This window comes from Mediterranea massiliensis (genome assembly GCF_900128475.1).
In the GTDB taxonomy this organism is placed as follows: Bacteria; Bacteroidota; Bacteroidia; order Bacteroidales; family Bacteroidaceae; genus Bacteroides; species Bacteroides massiliensis_E.
Genome location: NZ_LT635836.1, coordinates 169,067 through 185,725 on the forward strand (window position 1 = coordinate 169,067; position 16,659 = coordinate 185,725).

At 44.3% G+C, this 16,659-nt stretch carries 15 protein-coding genes and 1 pseudogene; 11 read left to right on the forward strand and 5 right to left on the reverse strand.

Features of this window, described 5'->3' with window-relative positions; all coding sequences use genetic code 11:
- Positions 1 to 6: 6 nt before the first annotated feature.
- From BQ7483_RS05345 to BQ7483_RS05355, 3 genes are all read right to left on the reverse strand, one after another.
- Positions 7 to 1,194 carry a cation:proton antiporter family protein gene (locus BQ7483_RS05345; protein ID WP_072545146.1) on the reverse strand — a complete coding sequence of 396 codons (1,188 nt, stop codon included), beginning with the start codon at positions 1,192 to 1,194 and terminating at the stop codon, positions 7 to 9.
- Positions 1,195 to 1,275: 81 nt separating this feature from the next.
- A complete protein-coding gene (gene lepA, locus BQ7483_RS05350) occupies positions 1,276 to 3,057 on the reverse strand; it encodes a translation elongation factor 4 (RefSeq protein WP_022020356.1) in 1,782 nt (593 codons plus the stop codon).
- 330 nt (positions 3,058 to 3,387) lie between these two features.
- Complete coding sequence (locus BQ7483_RS05355) at positions 3,388 to 3,588, reverse strand: winged helix-turn-helix domain-containing protein (protein WP_022020357.1); 201 nt, start codon at positions 3,586 to 3,588, stop codon at positions 3,388 to 3,390.
- Between the two features lie 209 nt (positions 3,589 to 3,797).
- Between BQ7483_RS05355 and BQ7483_RS05360 the strand changes: the two genes are divergently transcribed.
- Both BQ7483_RS05360 and BQ7483_RS05365 read left to right on the forward strand, forming a co-directional pair.
- A complete protein-coding gene (locus BQ7483_RS05360; protein ID WP_072545147.1) occupies positions 3,798 to 4,736 on the forward strand; it encodes a tyrosine-type recombinase/integrase in 939 nt (312 codons plus the stop codon).
- A 469-nt stretch (positions 4,737 to 5,205) separates the two neighbouring features.
- On the forward strand, positions 5,206 to 5,730 hold the full coding sequence (locus BQ7483_RS05365; RefSeq protein WP_139247570.1) for a UpxY family transcription antiterminator: 525 nt from the start codon (positions 5,206 to 5,208) through the stop codon (positions 5,728 to 5,730).
- Between the two features lie 60 nt (positions 5,731 to 5,790).
- Here BQ7483_RS05365 and BQ7483_RS05370 read toward each other — a convergent pair whose 3' ends face one another.
- Complete coding sequence (locus BQ7483_RS05370; RefSeq protein ID WP_072545440.1) at positions 5,791 to 6,210, reverse strand: N-acetylmuramoyl-L-alanine amidase; 420 nt, start codon at positions 6,208 to 6,210, stop codon at positions 5,791 to 5,793.
- Between the two features lie 163 nt (positions 6,211 to 6,373).
- Positions 6,374 to 6,913 (reverse strand): HU family DNA-binding protein, encoded by a 540-nt coding sequence (locus tag BQ7483_RS05375; RefSeq protein ID WP_022020362.1) that lies wholly within the window; start codon positions 6,911 to 6,913, stop codon positions 6,374 to 6,376.
- A 160-nt stretch (positions 6,914 to 7,073) separates the two neighbouring features.
- Between BQ7483_RS05375 and BQ7483_RS05380 the strand changes: the two genes are divergently transcribed.
- The 9 genes and pseudogenes from BQ7483_RS05380 to BQ7483_RS05420 all read left to right on the forward strand — a co-directional run bounded on the left by BQ7483_RS05380 (position 7,074) and on the right by BQ7483_RS05420 (position 16,474).
- Positions 7,074 to 8,243 (forward strand): IS4 family transposase, encoded by a 1,170-nt coding sequence (locus tag BQ7483_RS05380; RefSeq protein ID WP_072544383.1) that lies wholly within the window; start codon positions 7,074 to 7,076, stop codon positions 8,241 to 8,243.
- Positions 8,244 to 8,260: 17 nt separating this feature from the next.
- A complete protein-coding gene (locus BQ7483_RS05385; protein WP_072545148.1) occupies positions 8,261 to 9,130 on the forward strand; it encodes a glycosyltransferase family 2 protein in 870 nt (289 codons plus the stop codon).
- A gap of 80 nt (positions 9,131 to 9,210) precedes the next feature.
- Complete coding sequence (locus BQ7483_RS17870; protein WP_204246001.1) at positions 9,211 to 9,573, forward strand: hypothetical protein; 363 nt, start codon at positions 9,211 to 9,213, stop codon at positions 9,571 to 9,573.
- Complete coding sequence (gene tnpB, locus BQ7483_RS05395) at positions 9,567 to 9,902, forward strand: IS66 family insertion sequence element accessory protein TnpB (protein WP_072545149.1); 336 nt, start codon at positions 9,567 to 9,569, stop codon at positions 9,900 to 9,902. The genes BQ7483_RS17870 and tnpB overlap by 7 nt, the downstream gene beginning before the upstream one ends.
- Before the next feature lie 72 nt (positions 9,903 to 9,974).
- Positions 9,975 to 11,770, forward strand: a pseudogene (gene tnpC, locus BQ7483_RS05400) (IS66 family transposase).
- 99 nt (positions 11,771 to 11,869) lie between these two features.
- Positions 11,870 to 12,817 (forward strand): hypothetical protein, encoded by a 948-nt coding sequence (locus tag BQ7483_RS05405; protein ID WP_139247544.1) that lies wholly within the window; start codon positions 11,870 to 11,872, stop codon positions 12,815 to 12,817.
- Between the two features lie 450 nt (positions 12,818 to 13,267).
- Positions 13,268 to 14,485: a transposase gene (locus BQ7483_RS05410; protein WP_072544455.1), complete on the forward strand. Its 1,218-nt coding sequence runs from the start codon at positions 13,268 to 13,270 to the stop codon at positions 14,483 to 14,485.
- Between the two features lie 121 nt (positions 14,486 to 14,606).
- The gene (locus BQ7483_RS05415) at positions 14,607 to 15,527 is read left to right on the forward strand and encodes a hypothetical protein (protein WP_072545151.1); all 921 of its coding nucleotides are present in this window, start codon (positions 14,607 to 14,609) and stop codon (positions 15,525 to 15,527) included.
- The gene (locus BQ7483_RS05420) at positions 15,524 to 16,474 is read left to right on the forward strand and encodes a glycosyltransferase family 2 protein (protein ID WP_072545152.1); all 951 of its coding nucleotides are present in this window, start codon (positions 15,524 to 15,526) and stop codon (positions 16,472 to 16,474) included. The genes BQ7483_RS05415 and BQ7483_RS05420 overlap by 4 nt, the downstream gene beginning before the upstream one ends.
- Positions 16,475 to 16,659: the final 185 nt, after the last annotated feature.

A 16,659-nucleotide genomic window follows, 5' to 3' on the forward strand; every position in this document is an offset into this window, starting at 1 on the left:
ATCGGATCACTCTTCTGCAGCCTGATAGCTGCGCAGGGCCAGCTTCTTGACCCACAGCACAAAGAAGCCGGTCAATACCAGATTGAGTACGATGGTCAGTACCGAGATGAGCAGGGCTGGTCCGCCCAGGCTGTAGCTCAGGGCAATGAAGATGACGCCGGCCCCTACCTCGCCGCGCGTAAACATACCGATGGACAGTGCCAGACGTTCGCTGAACTGACGGTCGCGGTAGAAGAAGACGGGAAACAGCTTGCCGAGGTTCGACAGCAGGGACACGGCCAGGACATGGACCACAATCATGCCCCACGACATCATCTCCTGCGAACCGGTGACGGAATGACTGCCGGCCGACGCTTCCGCAAAGTCCACACCCAGGAAACGGGGCATGCCCATACCCACCAGAAACATGAACAGGAAGGAGATGCCCGTAGCCGCCCGGCGTTCGGCCGGCGAATCGTGTTCACGGTGCTTCATCACCATGCCCAGCACGAAAGCAGGCAGCAGCACCTCCACATGGATGCTACCCTCCTCGCCATAGAAATGCTTGCTCAGCAGGTAGATGCCCAGTGTGGACGCAAATACCAGCACCGAATAGCAGAGGATGGCCTTCCAATCCTGCCGCCAGTCGTAGCGCCCCATCTGCTTCCAGCCGAAGGACAGCAGCAGCATCACGATGACAATGATGGCCAGCAACTGCCACTTCAGCCCGATCATCATAATCTGCAGCGGAATCATCAGCAGGATGGTGTCCAGGTCGTCGAAGATGGCCAGCACCTGTATCTTCTTGTACATCCAGCTCTGCTTCAGCCCTATGGCGGCCAGCATGGTGAAGAGGATGCCTGCCGACGTGGGCGCGGCAAAACGGCTCAACAGCAGGTTTTCCTTCCACGCCTCCCAGCTGCCCCAGTAGGCAGACGGCAACAGGACGAACATGTAATAGAGAGCAATCAGGAACCACGGCATGGCGGCGGTGGCCATGGCGATAAAGTAGTCTTTGGCATACGCCCGCCATCGCGACTTGTCGACTTCGAACTCACGGCCCACATTGATCATGATGAAGCCGAGGCAGACGTAAAGCAACACATTCGACACGGTCTTCACCGCATCATAACTTCCTCCCGCCCACAGGGGGAGGTACTGGCTGACCAGCAGTCCGGCCATCAGGAAGGCCGAAAACGATAGAACTTTTCTCATTATATATAAATAGTATTAAGGAGGAGGACACCAAGACAGTCCTATGGAAAGAGAGCATCCTCCCCGGGGTTAAATCTTACATCAATCCAGCTTCAGCACTGCCAAGAAGGCCTTTTGCGGCACTTCCACGTTGCCGATCTGCTTCATGCGCTTCTTGCCCCGCTTCTGCTTCTCGAGCAGCTTGCGCTTACGGCTCACGTCGCCGCCGTAACACTTGGCCGTCACGTCCTTGCGCACGGCCTTGATGGTCTCACGGGCAATGATCTTGGCACCGATGGCAGCCTGGATGGCTATCTCGAACTGCTGCCGCGGAATCAGTTCCTTCAGCTTCTCGCACATGCGGCGGCCCAGGTCATAAGCGTTGTCGAAGTGCGTCAGTGTAGAGAGCGCATCCACCGGTTCGCCGTTGAGCAGGATGTCGAGCTTCACCAGCTTGGACGGACGGAAGCCATTGGCATGGTAGTCGAAGGACGCATACCCCTTGGAGATGCTCTTCAGCTTGTCGTAGAAGTCGATGACGATTTCGCCCAGCGGCATGTCGTAGTAGATTTCCACGCGGTTGCCCGAAATGTATTCCTGCTTCACCAGCTCGCCGCGCTTGCCCAGACAGAGGGTCATGATGGGGCCGATGTAGTCGGTACTGGTGATGACCGAAGCGCGGATGTAGGGTTCCTCGATGTGGTCGATCATCGTGATGTCGGGCATGCTGCCGGGGTTGTGCACCTCCATAACATGGCCCTGCTTGTCGAATACCTTGTAAGATACGTTGGGCACGGTGGTGATGACGTTCATGTCGAACTCGCGGTCCAGACGCTCCTGCACAATCTCCATATGGAGCAGGCCGAGGAAACCGCAGCGGAAGCCGAAACCCAGGGCCAGCGACGATTCGGGCTGGAAGGTAAGCGAGGCATCGTTCAGCTGGAGTTTCTCCAGCGAAGAGCGGAGATCCTCGAAGTCCTCGGCCTCGATGGGATAGACACCGGCAAAGACCATCGGCTTCACTTCCTCGAAACCCGCAATGGCCTCCTTGCACGGATTGGCAATGTGGGTGATGGTGTCGCCCACCTTGACCTCGCGCGAAGTCTTGATGCCCGAGATGATGTAGCCCACGTCGCCCGTACGCAGTTCGTCGCGCGGCACCATGTCCATCTTCAGCACGCCCACCTCGTCGGCCTCGTATTCCTTGCCCGTATTGAAGAACTTCACCTTGTCGCCCTTGCGGATGATGCCGTTCTCTATCTTGAAGTAGGCAATGATGCCGCGGAAGGAGTTGAACACCGAGTCGAAGATCAGAGCCTGGAGCGGTGCATTCTCGTCGCCTTCGGGATGGGGAATGCGCTCGATGACGGCTGCCAGAATCTCTTCCACGCCCATGCCCGTCTTGCCCGATGCACGGATAATCTCTTCGCGCTTGCAGCCCAGCAGTTCTACGATTTCGTCTTCCACCTCGTCGGGCATGGCGCTGGGCATGTCACACTTGTTGATGACGGGGATTATCTCCAGGTCGTGCTCGATGGCCATGTAGAGGTTCGAGATGGTCTGTGCCTGCACGCCCTGCGAGGCATCCACGATGAGCAGGGCCCCTTCGCAGGCCGCGATGGAGCGCGACACTTCGTACGAGAAGTCCACATGTCCCGGCGTGTCGATGAGGTTCAGGATATATTTTTCGCCTTTGTATTCATATTCCATCTGGATGGCATGGCTCTTGATGGTGATACCGCGTTCACGTTCCAGGTCCATATCGTCCAGCATTTGTCCTTCGGTGATTTGTATGGTATGTGTAAATTCCAGCAGACGGTCTGCCAGCGTAGATTTCCCGTGGTCGATGTGGGCTATGATACAAAAGTTTCGTATATTCTTCATTGGATAGTGTTATAAATAAAAGCGGTGCAAAGATAGTGAAAGGTGAGAGCAGAAGCAAATGAAAATGAAATTTTCAATTTGATTATGCCGAGCCGCATCCTATCTTATCAAAAGATAGTGAAAGGCGAGCGGAGAACAAAATATTGAAACTTGTTTCAGATATTTTTTATCCCGAGCCGCGTCCTGTCTTCTCCCGCCCCTACTCTATCTGCCTAACCTTGTCTGCATCATCCGAATCTTCTACCCGATGCACATCGCCACAAAAAAAGAATGCGTTGACAGCGGTTCCCGGTCAACGCATCCCTTTTATAGTCAGATAAATATTTCTTCTTAGTTCAGCTTCACAAACAGTTCGCCTTCCACTTCCGAAGTAGAAATTTTGTCTTCTCTCAATAACCAGCCAAGTCCCAGATACAGGTCCTTGTCAATCAATTTTGTTGCTTTCTTGATCTGTTTAGCAGTCAAGCCTTCCGTTTCATTCAGTGCGTTCCAAATTTTTCCAGCAGTTTCGCCAGCTTTTTCCTTCAACATTTTCATTCAAATTTAAGTTAGACATGCCATAAAAGCCTTCCACCTGTGCGGAATCAGCTTTTATTTTGCGTGCAAAGATAGTTATTTTTATGTTACATAACACATTATTGAGTATTTTTTTCCTTTTCATGTAAGAAAAAAGGCCAAATATCCTCCTCGTCCGCATTTTTGCGGCCGTTCAGTAGCCATCCCTAAAACAAATGAATGATATGACTTCAATCCGACTCACCCCCCAATCGTCTGTCCCTACCGGGGAAAACACCTGCAGTGTCTTCAACTTCATCCACTCCCAAATCCTGCACAAGAGGCAGGTAGGCAAACTCCGTTCCAGCGAGACCTACCGTTCCACCCTTAACAGCTTCATCAGCTTCCGGCAGGGCGTGGACCTCACGTTCGACAAGATGGACTCCGACCTTCTGGAGCTTTACGAAGCCACCCTGCTCGGGCGCGGCCTGTCGCGCAACACCACCTCTTTCTACATGCGCATCCTCCGCACCAACTATCGGATGGCCGTCGCCCGTGGGCTTACCCCCGACTGCCATCCCTTCAGGCACGTCTATTGCGGCATAGACAAGACGGTCAAGCGGAGCATCTCCTTCGCCGAGGTCAAGCGTCTCAAGGAGCTCGACCTTTCCGCCTTCCCCCGCCTCGACTTTGCGCGCGACATGTTCATCTTCAGTTTCTGCATGCGGGGCATGTCGTTTGTCGACATGGCCTATCTCCGCAAAAAGGACCTGCTCAACGGTTATGTCACCTACCGCCGGAAGAAGACGGGGCAACTGCTCACCGTGCAGTGGACCCGCCAGATGCAGGACATCCTGGACAAGCGGCAACCCAATCCCACCCAATACCTGCTCCCCATCATCGGGAAAGAAGACGGCACCGAACGCCGCCAATACCAGAACCAGCTGCTGAAAATCAACCGCCACCTCAAGTCATTGGCCCGTCTGGCCGGTCTTTCCGTCCCCTTGTCGCTCTACTACACCCGCCACAGCTGGGCCACCATCGCCCGCTGCAAGTCCATTCCCCTTTCTGTCATCAGCGAGGGGCTGGGCCACGATTCCGAAACCACCACACAAATCTACCTGGACTCCATCCAGTCTTGCGAGGTCAACAAGGCCAATCACATCATTCTGAAAGATTTGTAAATGAGAATAATTACAGAAAGGAAAATGAATGTCTCCTAAAATGAGACGGTCATTCGGGGGACAAAAGTACAAAAAAATTTTCTTTTACAAGTATTTTATTGATTAATTCATGCTTTCTGTTGCAAAACCGCCCCGTCCTGAAGAGGTATGGAACCACAGATGACACAGATTAACACAGATGAATGTATATAAATAAGGTGTAAATATAAAAAATCTGCGTTTATCCGTGAAATCTGCGTCGTCTGTATACCAACGGTGAAGCAGAGAGATGACCGTCTCATTTTAGGAGACCGTCATCAGCCGGGTGTCGGAAGAGGCACTGATGCAGCGCCCGCCCCATCCGTACAATACGGAGAAAAATGAAACGACGGTATTGTAGCGAACTTACGCCAGCCAGTAACGTAACTGCTTGTTTCTGTACACCTTACAGCCACTTGCAGGATTAGAAGAATTGTCTCAAGCCGAACAGATGGACGATACCCCCCAATGGTTTGTCATGCGCGACCTCAAGCGGAGCAACGCCAAGCTCCCCGCCTACCGGATGCTGGAAGAGAGGAACATCCGCTGCTTCACCCCGATGGTCACCAGGATTCTGGTCCGCCACGGTAAGAGGGAACGCCGTCTGCTTCCCTTTTTGCCGGACCTTCTCTTCGTTTTCGACACCCGCGGCACCCTCGACCCGATCGTCGGCAGCGTGCCCACCTTCCAGTACCGGTACCAGAAAGGGCGTGTCCCCATGACCGTCCGTCAGGCCGATATGGAACGTTTCATCCGGGCTGTGTCTGCCACCGAGTTTCCCCGCTATTACCGTCCGGACGAGGTCACCTCGGACATGCGCCGGCGTCCCATCCGCATCATCGGCGGCCAGCTGGACGGCATGGAAGGCCATCTGCTTTCCGTCCGCGGTTCGCGCGTCAGGCGTCTGTTGGTGGAGCTTCCCACGGTTCTGGCAGCGTCCGTCGAAGTGGAGCCGGACTTCATACAGCTTCTTTAATCGGAACTACAAGAGACAGGAGGAAGGGAAAAAATGTTTCAGATTACCCGCATCCCCTCATCAGGGTTGCAAGTCAGCATACTCGGCCGCCGCATCGAAGCACGGACACGCCTTCCGCGCGTCCAGGTCCCTGTGCCCCACAATCAGGGCTTCGGGATACTTCCGGTGCAGAGCCTCCAGCAACTTCCTCAACGCGGCCCGCTGTTCGGGTGTGCGCGTGTCCGTCGGTGTCCGGCCGTCCGCAGCCAGTCCGCCGATGTAGCACACGCCGATACTGTGCCGGTTGTGGTTTCTGCAATGTGCTCCGACGCGCTCCTCCTCCCGTCCGGTCTCCACGGTTCCGTCTGTGGGAATCACGTAGTGATACCCGCAGCCCGTCCAGCCCAGCGATCGGTGGTAGCGGTCGATGTCCTTGCAGCGGAGTGTGCATCCCGCCCCGTTGGCGGAGCAGTGCACGATGATCAGTGTAATGCGTCTCATCATCCCAGCATGTTACCTCCTGCCGCACCCCCGATGGCACCGGTCAGCAGCAGTTCAACAAAACGGACGAGATAAGTCAGCAGTTTTTTCCAATTCAGTTTCATACGTTTGGTTTTTAAGTAAAACAATATCAGCAGTACCATCCTTCACAACAGATTGGCGGTTACAATAAAGGATTACCCTCCTGGTTGTCGTCCGGCTCCGTCGTTGTAGAGCCGCCCTGCGAGCCTCCCGAGGGCTTCTTGTTCTTGGCCGCTTCCAGGTCTACGGTCGTCTGTCCGCTCTTCTCCGCCTTCAGCGTCGCCTGTTGTGCCAGGCGGCTGCTTACGAGGTTGAACGTGGCGCGTCCCGCCAGATTCTGGAAATCCTCACCCGGTGTGAATACGATGTTTACTTCCTTGATGTTCTGCGCAGTGAATTCCTGGAGCGAGTCGGCCCCCACCGAACTGATGGAGATCCAGAAGTCGCCCAGGTCGCCCAGCATCACTTTCCGTCCCGAGAGCAGCATCTCCACGAGGCATTCGCACATGTCCGATACCACCCCTTTCACCGTCCCCCGGGTATATACCCCGTTGTGGTCGGCAATGTGTTTCACGAACTTGTCGAACGTCATCAGTTCCGTCATCTGTACTCTCGCATACGCTTTCAAGGGTGCCGACTCGTCGGTCGGATTCGCCTTCATGTAAGTAGAATAGTTGATCATTTCAATAGAGATTTTAGATAAAGTGATTCACTGCTGTCCGGAGAAGATTCTCCAAAGCAGCTATTATTAATTAATACTCAACTGGTTACGAGGATAATAAAATTTTTCGATTAGAAATCATAGTTTTGCAAGAAGGTATAAACAGCCAATTCTGCAAACTATGAACAAAGGAAAAACAATATTTGCACAGGTTATGTCTCTTATAAACACATACGAATTTAAGAAGTGCGTCAACCGCTATAAGGGTGACAGACACTCCATCAAATTCACTTGCCGTGACCAGTTCATGGTAATGAGCTTTGCCCAGTTCACGGACAGGTCCGGGCTGAGAGACATAGAGACTACACTTAACCTTTGTTCTCCTGATCTTTACCGTTCTGGTATCAAGGTAATGCCCAAATCCACCTTGGCCGAAGCGAACGAAAAGAAGGATTGGCGTATCTATCAGGACTTTGCACAAGTTCTGATACGACAAGCAAAGGAAGCATATAAGGGACAGAAACTTAGACTTGACCTGGATGAAATGGTCTATGCCTTTGACAGCAGCACTATTGAGCTGTGTCTGAAGCTTTGTCCATGGGCTAAGTTTCATCATGAGAGAGGAGCAATCAAGATGCATACCTTGATGGATTTTAGGGGTTCCATCCCGACATTTGTTCATCTGACAGAAGGAGCGGTTCACGATTCCAAAATTATGGATAAGATACCTGTAGAAGCAAACTCCTACTATCTTATGGACAAAGGATATGTCAAGTTTGACTCCTTGTACCAGCATTTTCATCTTAACAATGCCTTTTTTGTAACTAGAGCAAAAGGAAATATGCTTTATAAGGTTATTGATAGTAGAGAGGTAGATCAATCTGCCGGACTTTCCTCTGATGAAACCATCAAATTGACTGGGCCACTTACTTCTCAGAAGTATCCTGATTCTCTTAGACTTGTTGTATATGAAGACTTCAGCACAAATACAGTTTACCGTTTCCTCACCAATAACTTCAAACTTGAGGCATTGACCATTGCCGAGTTGTACAGGGAAAGATGGCAAATTGAGTTGTTCTTCAAATGGATAAAGCAGCATCTGCACATAAAGACATTCTATGGAACCACCCAAAACGCCGTGTACACACAGATATGGATAGCTATCTGTGACTATCTTCTGCTTATCATTGCGAAGAAACATTATATGTTGAACCCAAGTCTTCATTCTATTTCAAATTCTATTGGTCAAGTTCTCTTCAAAAGAGGCGACATCAAAGATATATTTAATCAAACCGACCTCACTGCTAATGTTCCGGAGGGTGATGGTCCTAGGCAGCTTACATTGTGGTAAAGTTTCTCCGGACAGCAGTGATAGAAATCATAATTGTTGATGATAATGCTCTAAGAGAAAATATACGTAAAGAAGTCAAAACAATAGTTTCACGATATCCTCAGTGTATCCTTGTTACCAATAAGACAAATTTAGGAGGAAGTCTCGCCCGAAACGAAGGCATAAAAGCCTCTCGAGGAGAGTTAATTTCCTTCCTTGACGATGATGATACTTATTTCCCTACGCGCATTGAAAAATGCGTCAAAGCTTATATAAATCATAAAAATGAAAACATTGGAATTATTTTCCATCACAGTCAATCCGTAACAATAGATGGGAATAAATTAGGAGAACATATAAATCTATTAGAAAAAAATCCTTTAGCTCAACTATTAAGGATTAGTTGTATTGCAGCTACATCACAATGGATTGTTCCTCGATATTCTTTTGAGCAAGTAGGAATGTTTGAGGATACACCATGCAAACAAGATTCCATTATGATGCTAAAAATTATCGGCGGAGGTTTGAAACCTTTGTGTGTTAATGAAATTCTTAGTAATTATACTGTACATCAACAAGGAAAAATCAGTGGCAACCCGCAACGGAATATTGCCGGAATCACCAACTATCATAATTGGGCAAAAAAATATTATTTACAATTACAGCCTACAGAAATTAAAGACGCAGAATGCCGTTTTGCAAAAGATCTCATTACAAATCATAGTATGCTCAATCAACGAAAGGAAGCAATAACACAATACAAAATATTACTAAAATGCAATCCACCATCCATCACTATGATACTTGCCGCACTACAAATAGCATTGGGAAGTACATATTTCAATATTTTTCAAGCAATACGTTTCATCGGATCACCTATTAAACACCTAATTAAAAAACTTCTGTAACATATTGTTCTTGTAAGCAGTCAAAAAATGGCTATTAATTGAAATAGATAACTTCGCTGCCAAGCAAAATTTATGGAATTATGTATAGCAGTGAAGATCTTGAAAGGTTTTACTTTCAGTACCAGAGCGAGGCTCTGCCTCATGGAGAATCTCTTCAATCGTTTTGTTTAAAGAACAAAGTTCCTTATAACATTTTCCAAAAATGGTTTAAGGATACTCGCAAAAAAGTAGTTGAAGTTCAAGTTGATGGTGCTCCTGGGCTTACTCATGAGGAAAAAGACAAGACCGGTGATCAACCTAAACCAGTATCAAAAAGCAGTACTGACTATCCTGTCCGCATATGGATAGATATTCGTATCAGTAATGGATTACACTTGTCCCAAAAGAATTTAAGCTACCAGGATTTGGTCCGTATGGTAGAGAAGCTGGAGGGTTTATGCTGAGTGTTACCGGTCTGAATCATTTTTATTATGTGCGTGACTTTACCGATATGCGTTGCAAGCACAGCCGTGTGTTGTCTATCATTCGTGAACGTCTTCACAGGGAACCGTGTGATGGTGATGTCTTTATTGTCATGTCTCGAAATCGAAGAATAGTCCGTATGTTTTCATTTGACAATCGTTCATACAGCCTGTTCGAAAAGAAGTTTGTGGCAGGTTATCAGTTCATGAAAGTGGAGCGAAATGGGTCAGACACTGTTTATCGGATTGACTGGAAAGATGTGCTTCTGATACTGGAAAATCCAGTAGTTAAAGTATTAAAAATCAGATAATTAATATACTTATTTACTTGTTGTTTTCCGATTATTTTGCTACCTTTATACCTGTAAATCAAGGTGTTAAAGATGATCGAACTGCAACATATAATCGACTCAAAAAGGGAGTTGTTGAGTAGGGAAACCTACTCACGGAACCCTATAAATTATAGTGAAGGTATGGCAGACGATCAAAAAGACCGTTTTATTCAGTACCTGGCGGAACAACATCAGGAGGATGGGTTGACCATCAAGGCGATGAAACTTGTCTTGGAGGATTTCATGAAAAATCAGAAATCTCATGACGAACAAATGGCCTTATTTCAGGCGAAACTGTCTAATTTGGAAAATCAGTTATCGGAAGAGCGTAAGCTTCGCAAATCGGCAGAACGTAAGGCAAAGTCTCTTCAGGAAAAACTTGATTTTGCCAATCAGGAACTTTTTGGCGACAGACGTCAACGGATAAACTCTAAAGCTAAAAAGAGCGCTTCTGACCGACAAAAGGAGAAAGATGATTATGACGGCACGGACGATACACTCCGTACGGATTCTGTAGCCAATAACGAATCTCGGAATGAGGCGGCTCTTCCCCCAAAGGAACGTGACCTGAGCAATCGTCCCGACGGATATAAAACGATGGGAGTAGCGGGTGAACCGATAGAGCATCCTTCTGATTTGTCAAAGGTTCCCGGACGTATCATTGAAAGAAGGATGGTACGTGTATTCAGTTTCCGCACTTTCCTTACGGAAGAATGTTTTGAGATGGTTCATTATGCGGAGCCGGGCAAAAAGCCGAGGTGGGGTTATTTTCCCTCTGAAGGTCATCCGGAGGTAATAACCAAATTCGAGGGTACTAAAGCCACTCCTGAATTTCTGCAGGCCATAGCCTATGAAGTTTATGTAAAGAATGTGACCTTCGGTCATCTTCACCAATGGCTGACAGATATGGGCATGACCATTTCTAAAAACACCTTGCACAACTGGCTAAAGAAAGGCAAGAAATACCTTGATGAACTGGTTCGTGTATTGAAGTCTGTTGCTTTGGAAAAGGACTCGATTGTGAACTGCGATGAGACCTGGTGTAAAGTGCGCAAATATGACCACTACAAGAAGTGTTATATCTGGGTATTGGTCAACAAGGCTCAGAAAACAGCCATTTTCTTCTATGAGAATGGCTCCCGCGGCCGTGAGGTACTTACCGACTTCCTGGGTGATGCGGAATTGAAGAGTATCATGTCCGACGGGTACAATGCTTATGTATTTATCGGTAATGAGTTGAAATCGGCTCGGTTTAAAGATACTATCCATCAGGTTTGTATGTCTCATGTGAACAATAAGTTCGTTAAAGCCGGTAATCAAGGAGGCGAACCGATGGCCGAACGTTTCTCAAACCTTTTAAAGTGGTTCTTTTCGAAAGAACATGTTTATGATGAAGCCGGTCTTACTCCGGAAGAGAGGCTCTACGGGAAAGGCAGAGCCTGGAAACGAAAGAACACCTGATAGAATTGCGCAGCCTGTTGGATAGTGAACTGTCGAAGGATTCAGAATTTAGAAGTCAGTATTATACAGAGGCTCTTAATTATCTGAACCGGTTCTGGAAAAAGATCTTTGCTTACCTGGATGACGGCGAACTCCCGATAGACAACAATCTTGCCGAGCGAACCATCCGGAAGCTGACTACTCAACGCAATAATTCACTTCATTATGGCAGTGATGCGGGTGCTGAGATGGCTGCCACTTATCATAGTGTAATAGGAACGGTAAAGCTTCATGGCAGTTCTGTCTGGAACTTCATCGGCACTTTTTTCAAAAATATCTTTAACGGATGCAGGGACTATGTTAACATGGTTCCTGGCAAAATCACTTTGGCTACCAGCCAATGTTAAATTCAAAGCTAATTAATTAACGAAACTCGGTTTAGGGCACTGAAAAGTGCCCTTTCAAAGGGGTATGCCTTAAATTGAGTGCTTACATTGTTCTTCACCATGAACAACATTTATATAATATTATTATCAGCTACATTGTTTCTTTCCCCCAACTTGCTGAACTATATTGGCATAGATATAAAACTTATACATGCACTTATCATAGGTATATCTATTCCACTTATTGTCATAAGAAGAAATGAAGTGCTTTCCAACAAGCCTCTAATCGGCATTCTTCTACTTGTAGGTGTTTTTTCTTTTCACAAATTAATTGTAGACACTGGAGAAGGGGCTAGAATGGCTGTATTGCAAATTTTGGGTGCTCCAATAATTTATGCCGCAATACCTAAATTGAATTATAAGTTAAATAAAATCAACGTGATTTTGTGGCGGAAATTTTCAATAGTCTTTTTCATTTTTTACATCACAGAAACAGGAATGGCTATTCATGAACGTATTATTGGGCATAACATATTTGGATGGTCAGGTGGCATCATGGAATTGTCCAATCAAAACATCGGCGGATTCAGGAGTACAGCACTTTTAGGACATCCATTAAGCAATGCCCTAATTGTTTCTACGATTATGTCCTTCATTTTATTTTCACAGATTAAGGTACGCTTAAAGCTCATCCTATGGGTATTGGGCTACTTGGCCATCCTTTGTTTCAACACCAGAAGTTCAATCGTTGGGAATGCAATGATTTTTGCAACCTACTTTCTTTATACATTATTCATAGATAAAACTATAGAACATAAAGAGAAAAAAATACTTATATTTTTATCTTTATGCATATTTCTTGCTTTAATAATAGTTATAACGACTACACAAATTGGAGGTCGATTGTTTGAACTTGGCCTACTTGACGAAGGCAGTGCTCAAGTTAGAATAGATACATGGTCTATTTTTAATTTTTTTAAATTGGAAGATTTCTTATGGGGTATTGATTATAACCATATCCAAATGATTTTATATTCTACAGGAATTTTAGCTACCGAAAATTTTTAGATAGACTTTTTATTCTCATTTGGATTCGTATTCCTATGCATTTATACAATCCTATACATGGTTTTATTTACCCAACTTTTCAAACACTACAAATTCTTAAATAAAGCATGTATAATTGGTACATTTATATTGATTGCCTCTACAAATAACTCATTGTCTACATCTTTCTTACCACTATTTATATTCATTTTTCTCTGCCATATATTTGATCCCAAGTTCTGTAATTCAATACTTCGGTAAATTTTTACCGATAAATTTAATTAAATAATAGAATCGGTGTTAGCCAGTTCAATATTATTAAAGAGATCATTGAAATACTGTCAAGAATGAATCGTTAAGGGGTAAGAAAAGTGATGAAAAATATATGATAAATAGCTGAAAATAAAGCATGAAAGTATTGCATAATTTGTTGATTATTAGTAAATTAGAAGTATCTCACCACTTTTAATTATGACCAAAGAATCACTCCTTATGCAATACCAATCCGAGTGCAGGAATGCTCTCGAATCAGTTGTAAATATAAGCAAATCTTTCCAGAAAGTATTCATGGATGCAATAAAATTGTTCATGGCCATACCTGACCGCATCAATTTCCTACAAATGGGACGATATGGATGTTTCTCAGAACAGACATACCGAAACAATTTTGAGAATGATGGCTTTGACTGGTTTTCCTTCAATGAAGCCATCATTAGAGAACACCTTAAAGGTGGTCGTAAGGCGATAGCCGTTGATCCGTCTTTCATTCCAAAATCAGGCAGCAAAACGCCATGGATTGGCTATTTCTGGTCCGGTTGTGCCGGTGAATACAAACGCGGACTGGAAATAACCGGTATTGGAGTTATAGACGTTGACAACCATGAATGTATGACTTTGGGTTCTGTACAGACACCTGACAACGCAACGCTGGAAAGCTGTGAGAAGAATCTTGTTGACTGGTACAGCTCTTACCTTATCAGCATACAGGAACAGCTGAAACGTATTTCTGGCACAGTCGTATGTGATGCGTTCTTTTCAAAGGCAACTTTCATCAAACCATTGTACGATAACGGTTTCCACGTAATAAGCCGTTTCAGGAATGATGCCGTATTGTTTTATCCCACCTTAGAAAATAGGACAGGAAAACGCGGACGTCCAAAATTACATGACGAGAAAATTGACTTTGAAAATCTGGACATCACAAGATGTACCGAGTACAAAGTGAACAAGGGTAAACTTTACGGACTGAAAGCATACTCCAAAGCGCTCAAACGCTTTGTGAGCCTGGCTGTATGGTATCCTATGGATGGAAGAACGGACAAATGGCAGCTGTATTTCTCTACGGACGAAACACAGAACGCACAGGATGTTCTGGACTTTTACAGGACACGTTTCCAACTCGAATTTTGCTTTCGTGATGCCAAGCAATATGCCGGAATAACAAACTGTCAGTCTACAGACTTCAGGAAACTGGCATTTCACTTTAATGCATCACTTGCAGCGATAAACCTTGCCAAGGCTGCCTGTAAGAGGATGGGAATAAAATATTCCATATCATCATGCAAGTCAGTCATACACAATGCTTACATGCTTGAACGATTTATTCACGTGTCTGGGATTGAACCAGACACGCATTTAATTGACAGACTTTTCAAAGAACTCATTTTATTTACTGCCAAAGCCGCTTAGGCTAGGCTAATGGTTAACGAACTATTGGTAATTATATTATCCCAATAAGTTTTTTACAATTTAATATTAAAAGAATAAAGTTAAAAGATATTACAAATTCACTTAATAATATTTCAAAAAAATGATTGAAATAATAATTTTTTCATTCAATCGGGCACTTCAACTTGATGCTCTTTTAGCTAGTATACAAAAAAACTGGGTTCACACAGAATATAAATTGATTGTTTTATACAACACCAGTAATACTGATTTTCAAAAGGGATATCAAATATTGCAGCAAAACTATTCACAATATACATTCATTAAAGAAATATCAGGTAGAAAAAACTATCCAATCAAAAATTATCTATCAATATTCAACCTCAAGAAAATCATAAAGTACAAACATTGTAGATATGAAAAATCCAATTTTAGAGATTTGCTAATTAAAATTATAACGGATAGTCCCTGTAAACAAATAATGTTTCTTACGGATGATTCCATATTTATCCGGGAAGTTGAAATAAACGATGATATATTAGAATGGATAAATCAAGATCCTAATCAAAATTCTTTTTCCTTACGTTTAGGTCAATCCATCAATACACCGCAAAAACAATTACCATCCCCTATACGCAACATCATAAGCTGGAATTATTCGGACTATGATAAATCTAATAATTGGGGATACCGTTTTTCTGTTGATGGGCATATTTACAGCAGACAATTAATATTAAAATTGATAAACAACATTATTTTTAATAATCCATCTACATTAGAAGCCCATCTTCATAACTATACATACATACACAATCTACTCAATAAGGGTAAAACAGGAACCGAACCCTATCTTTTGAGCTACCCAATCAACATGGTTCAAACAATAGTGAACAATAAATCATTAGGAGTATCTGAGACGCTTTTAAATGAATATTTCTTGCACGGAAAACACTTAATCTACCCAATACCTGAACATCCTACAGAATTCCAACAATACCCTGAACATATCATACTGAAAGGGACATCTGCCATAGAAGAACTCAAAATCAACTATCATCAATGAAATTCTCAATTATAACCCCAATATTCAATCGTGAAGATACGATTTGCAGATGCATTGATAGCGTCATAAGAAATTTGCAATGGGAAATTCCTATTGAACATATCATTGTAGATGACGGTTCTACAGATCGAACTGAAAAATATATCCGTACCTATATTTCCAATAATAGACACATTAAGTTCATCAAATTTCCTCAAAATAAAGGTACAAATGCAGCCAGGAATACAGCTATAAAAAATGCTACCGGTCAATACTGCATTATTTTGGATAGTGATGATTATTTCACAGATACAGCAATTAAGGACATAGCCGCAACCATTCAGTCGCATCCATCATACAGGCATTATCTATTTGCCCCCAATGATATGTTAGATGCATATCAAAAGAATCCCTTGTTGAAGGGCAAAGAAGAGCAGATCATTACATATCAAGATTTTCTCACAGGGAAAGTGTCAGGAGATTTCATCCATGTAATAGAGACCAATATACTCCAAGCTCTTCCTTTTGATGAATACCTTCGCATATACGAAGGCGTATTTTTCCTAAGGTTCTATCGGGAAGCACAAAACATTTTATTCACAAATAAAATTATAACGATTCGAGAAAGAAGTCGTAAAGACAGTGTAACACGCACCACCATCAGGACAAGTAAAGATATTATAACTCGAAAAGCTATTGCTACAGAACTATATATTCAATGGTATGGCAATGACTTGAAAAAATATGGCTATACAGACAAACTATATCAAAACTACCAAAGCCTTCTTGAAAATCTTCTTCTATTAGAGGATTACAAAAAGGCACACAGGATTATCGCAACAGATTTACCATCCACTAGACCTATTTATAAAATAATTTATCATCTAAGATTGGGTAATTTACTCAGAATTACATTAACTATCTATCTAAAATTTAAATACAACATACTAAAAAAACGAGTGAAATAAACAGAAGTATGATTCCCAAAGTTATTCATTATCTCTGGAAAAATCTAACGAATGAGGAAAAATAATGATGGCAGCACTGGTGTTCAATGACTTATGAGGACTTTTGATGAAAGCCTCTCCAATGCCAAAGTGCAAGGAAATGAAAGGTAATGAGGGCGAACGGTTTTCAAATCATTACCCGATAA

What these genes read in the sequence shown, in the direction of transcription:
- BQ7483_RS05345 (WP_072545146.1), bottom strand. Translation starts at nt 1,194, where the DNA reads ATGAGAAAAGTTCTATCGTTTTCGGCCTTCCTGATGGCCGGACTGCTG.
- lepA (WP_022020356.1), bottom strand. Translation starts at nt 3,057, where the DNA reads ATGAAGAATATACGAAACTTTTGTATCATAGCCCACATCGACCACGGG.
- BQ7483_RS05355 (WP_022020357.1), bottom strand. Translation starts at nt 3,588, where the DNA reads ATGTTGAAGGAAAAAGCTGGCGAAACTGCTGGAAAAATTTGGAACGCA.
- BQ7483_RS05360 (WP_072545147.1), top strand. Translation starts at nt 3,798, where the DNA reads ATGACTTCAATCCGACTCACCCCCCAATCGTCTGTCCCTACCGGGGAA.
- BQ7483_RS05365 (WP_139247570.1), top strand. Translation starts at nt 5,206, where the DNA reads ATGGACGATACCCCCCAATGGTTTGTCATGCGCGACCTCAAGCGGAGC.
- BQ7483_RS05370 (WP_072545440.1), bottom strand. Translation starts at nt 6,210, where the DNA reads ATGAGACGCATTACACTGATCATCGTGCACTGCTCCGCCAACGGGGCG.
- BQ7483_RS05375 (WP_022020362.1), bottom strand. Translation starts at nt 6,913, where the DNA reads ATGATCAACTATTCTACTTACATGAAGGCGAATCCGACCGACGAGTCG.
- BQ7483_RS05380 (WP_072544383.1), top strand. Translation starts at nt 7,074, where the DNA reads ATGAACAAAGGAAAAACAATATTTGCACAGGTTATGTCTCTTATAAAC.
- BQ7483_RS17870 (WP_204246001.1), top strand. Translation starts at nt 9,211, where the DNA reads ATGTATAGCAGTGAAGATCTTGAAAGGTTTTACTTTCAGTACCAGAGC.
- tnpB (WP_072545149.1), top strand. Translation starts at nt 9,567, where the DNA reads ATGCTGAGTGTTACCGGTCTGAATCATTTTTATTATGTGCGTGACTTT.
- BQ7483_RS05405 (WP_139247544.1), top strand. Translation starts at nt 11,870, where the DNA reads ATGAACAACATTTATATAATATTATTATCAGCTACATTGTTTCTTTCC.
- BQ7483_RS05410 (WP_072544455.1), top strand. Translation starts at nt 13,268, where the DNA reads ATGACCAAAGAATCACTCCTTATGCAATACCAATCCGAGTGCAGGAAT.
- BQ7483_RS05415 (WP_072545151.1), top strand. Translation starts at nt 14,607, where the DNA reads ATGATTGAAATAATAATTTTTTCATTCAATCGGGCACTTCAACTTGAT.
- BQ7483_RS05420 (WP_072545152.1), top strand. Translation starts at nt 15,524, where the DNA reads ATGAAATTCTCAATTATAACCCCAATATTCAATCGTGAAGATACGATT.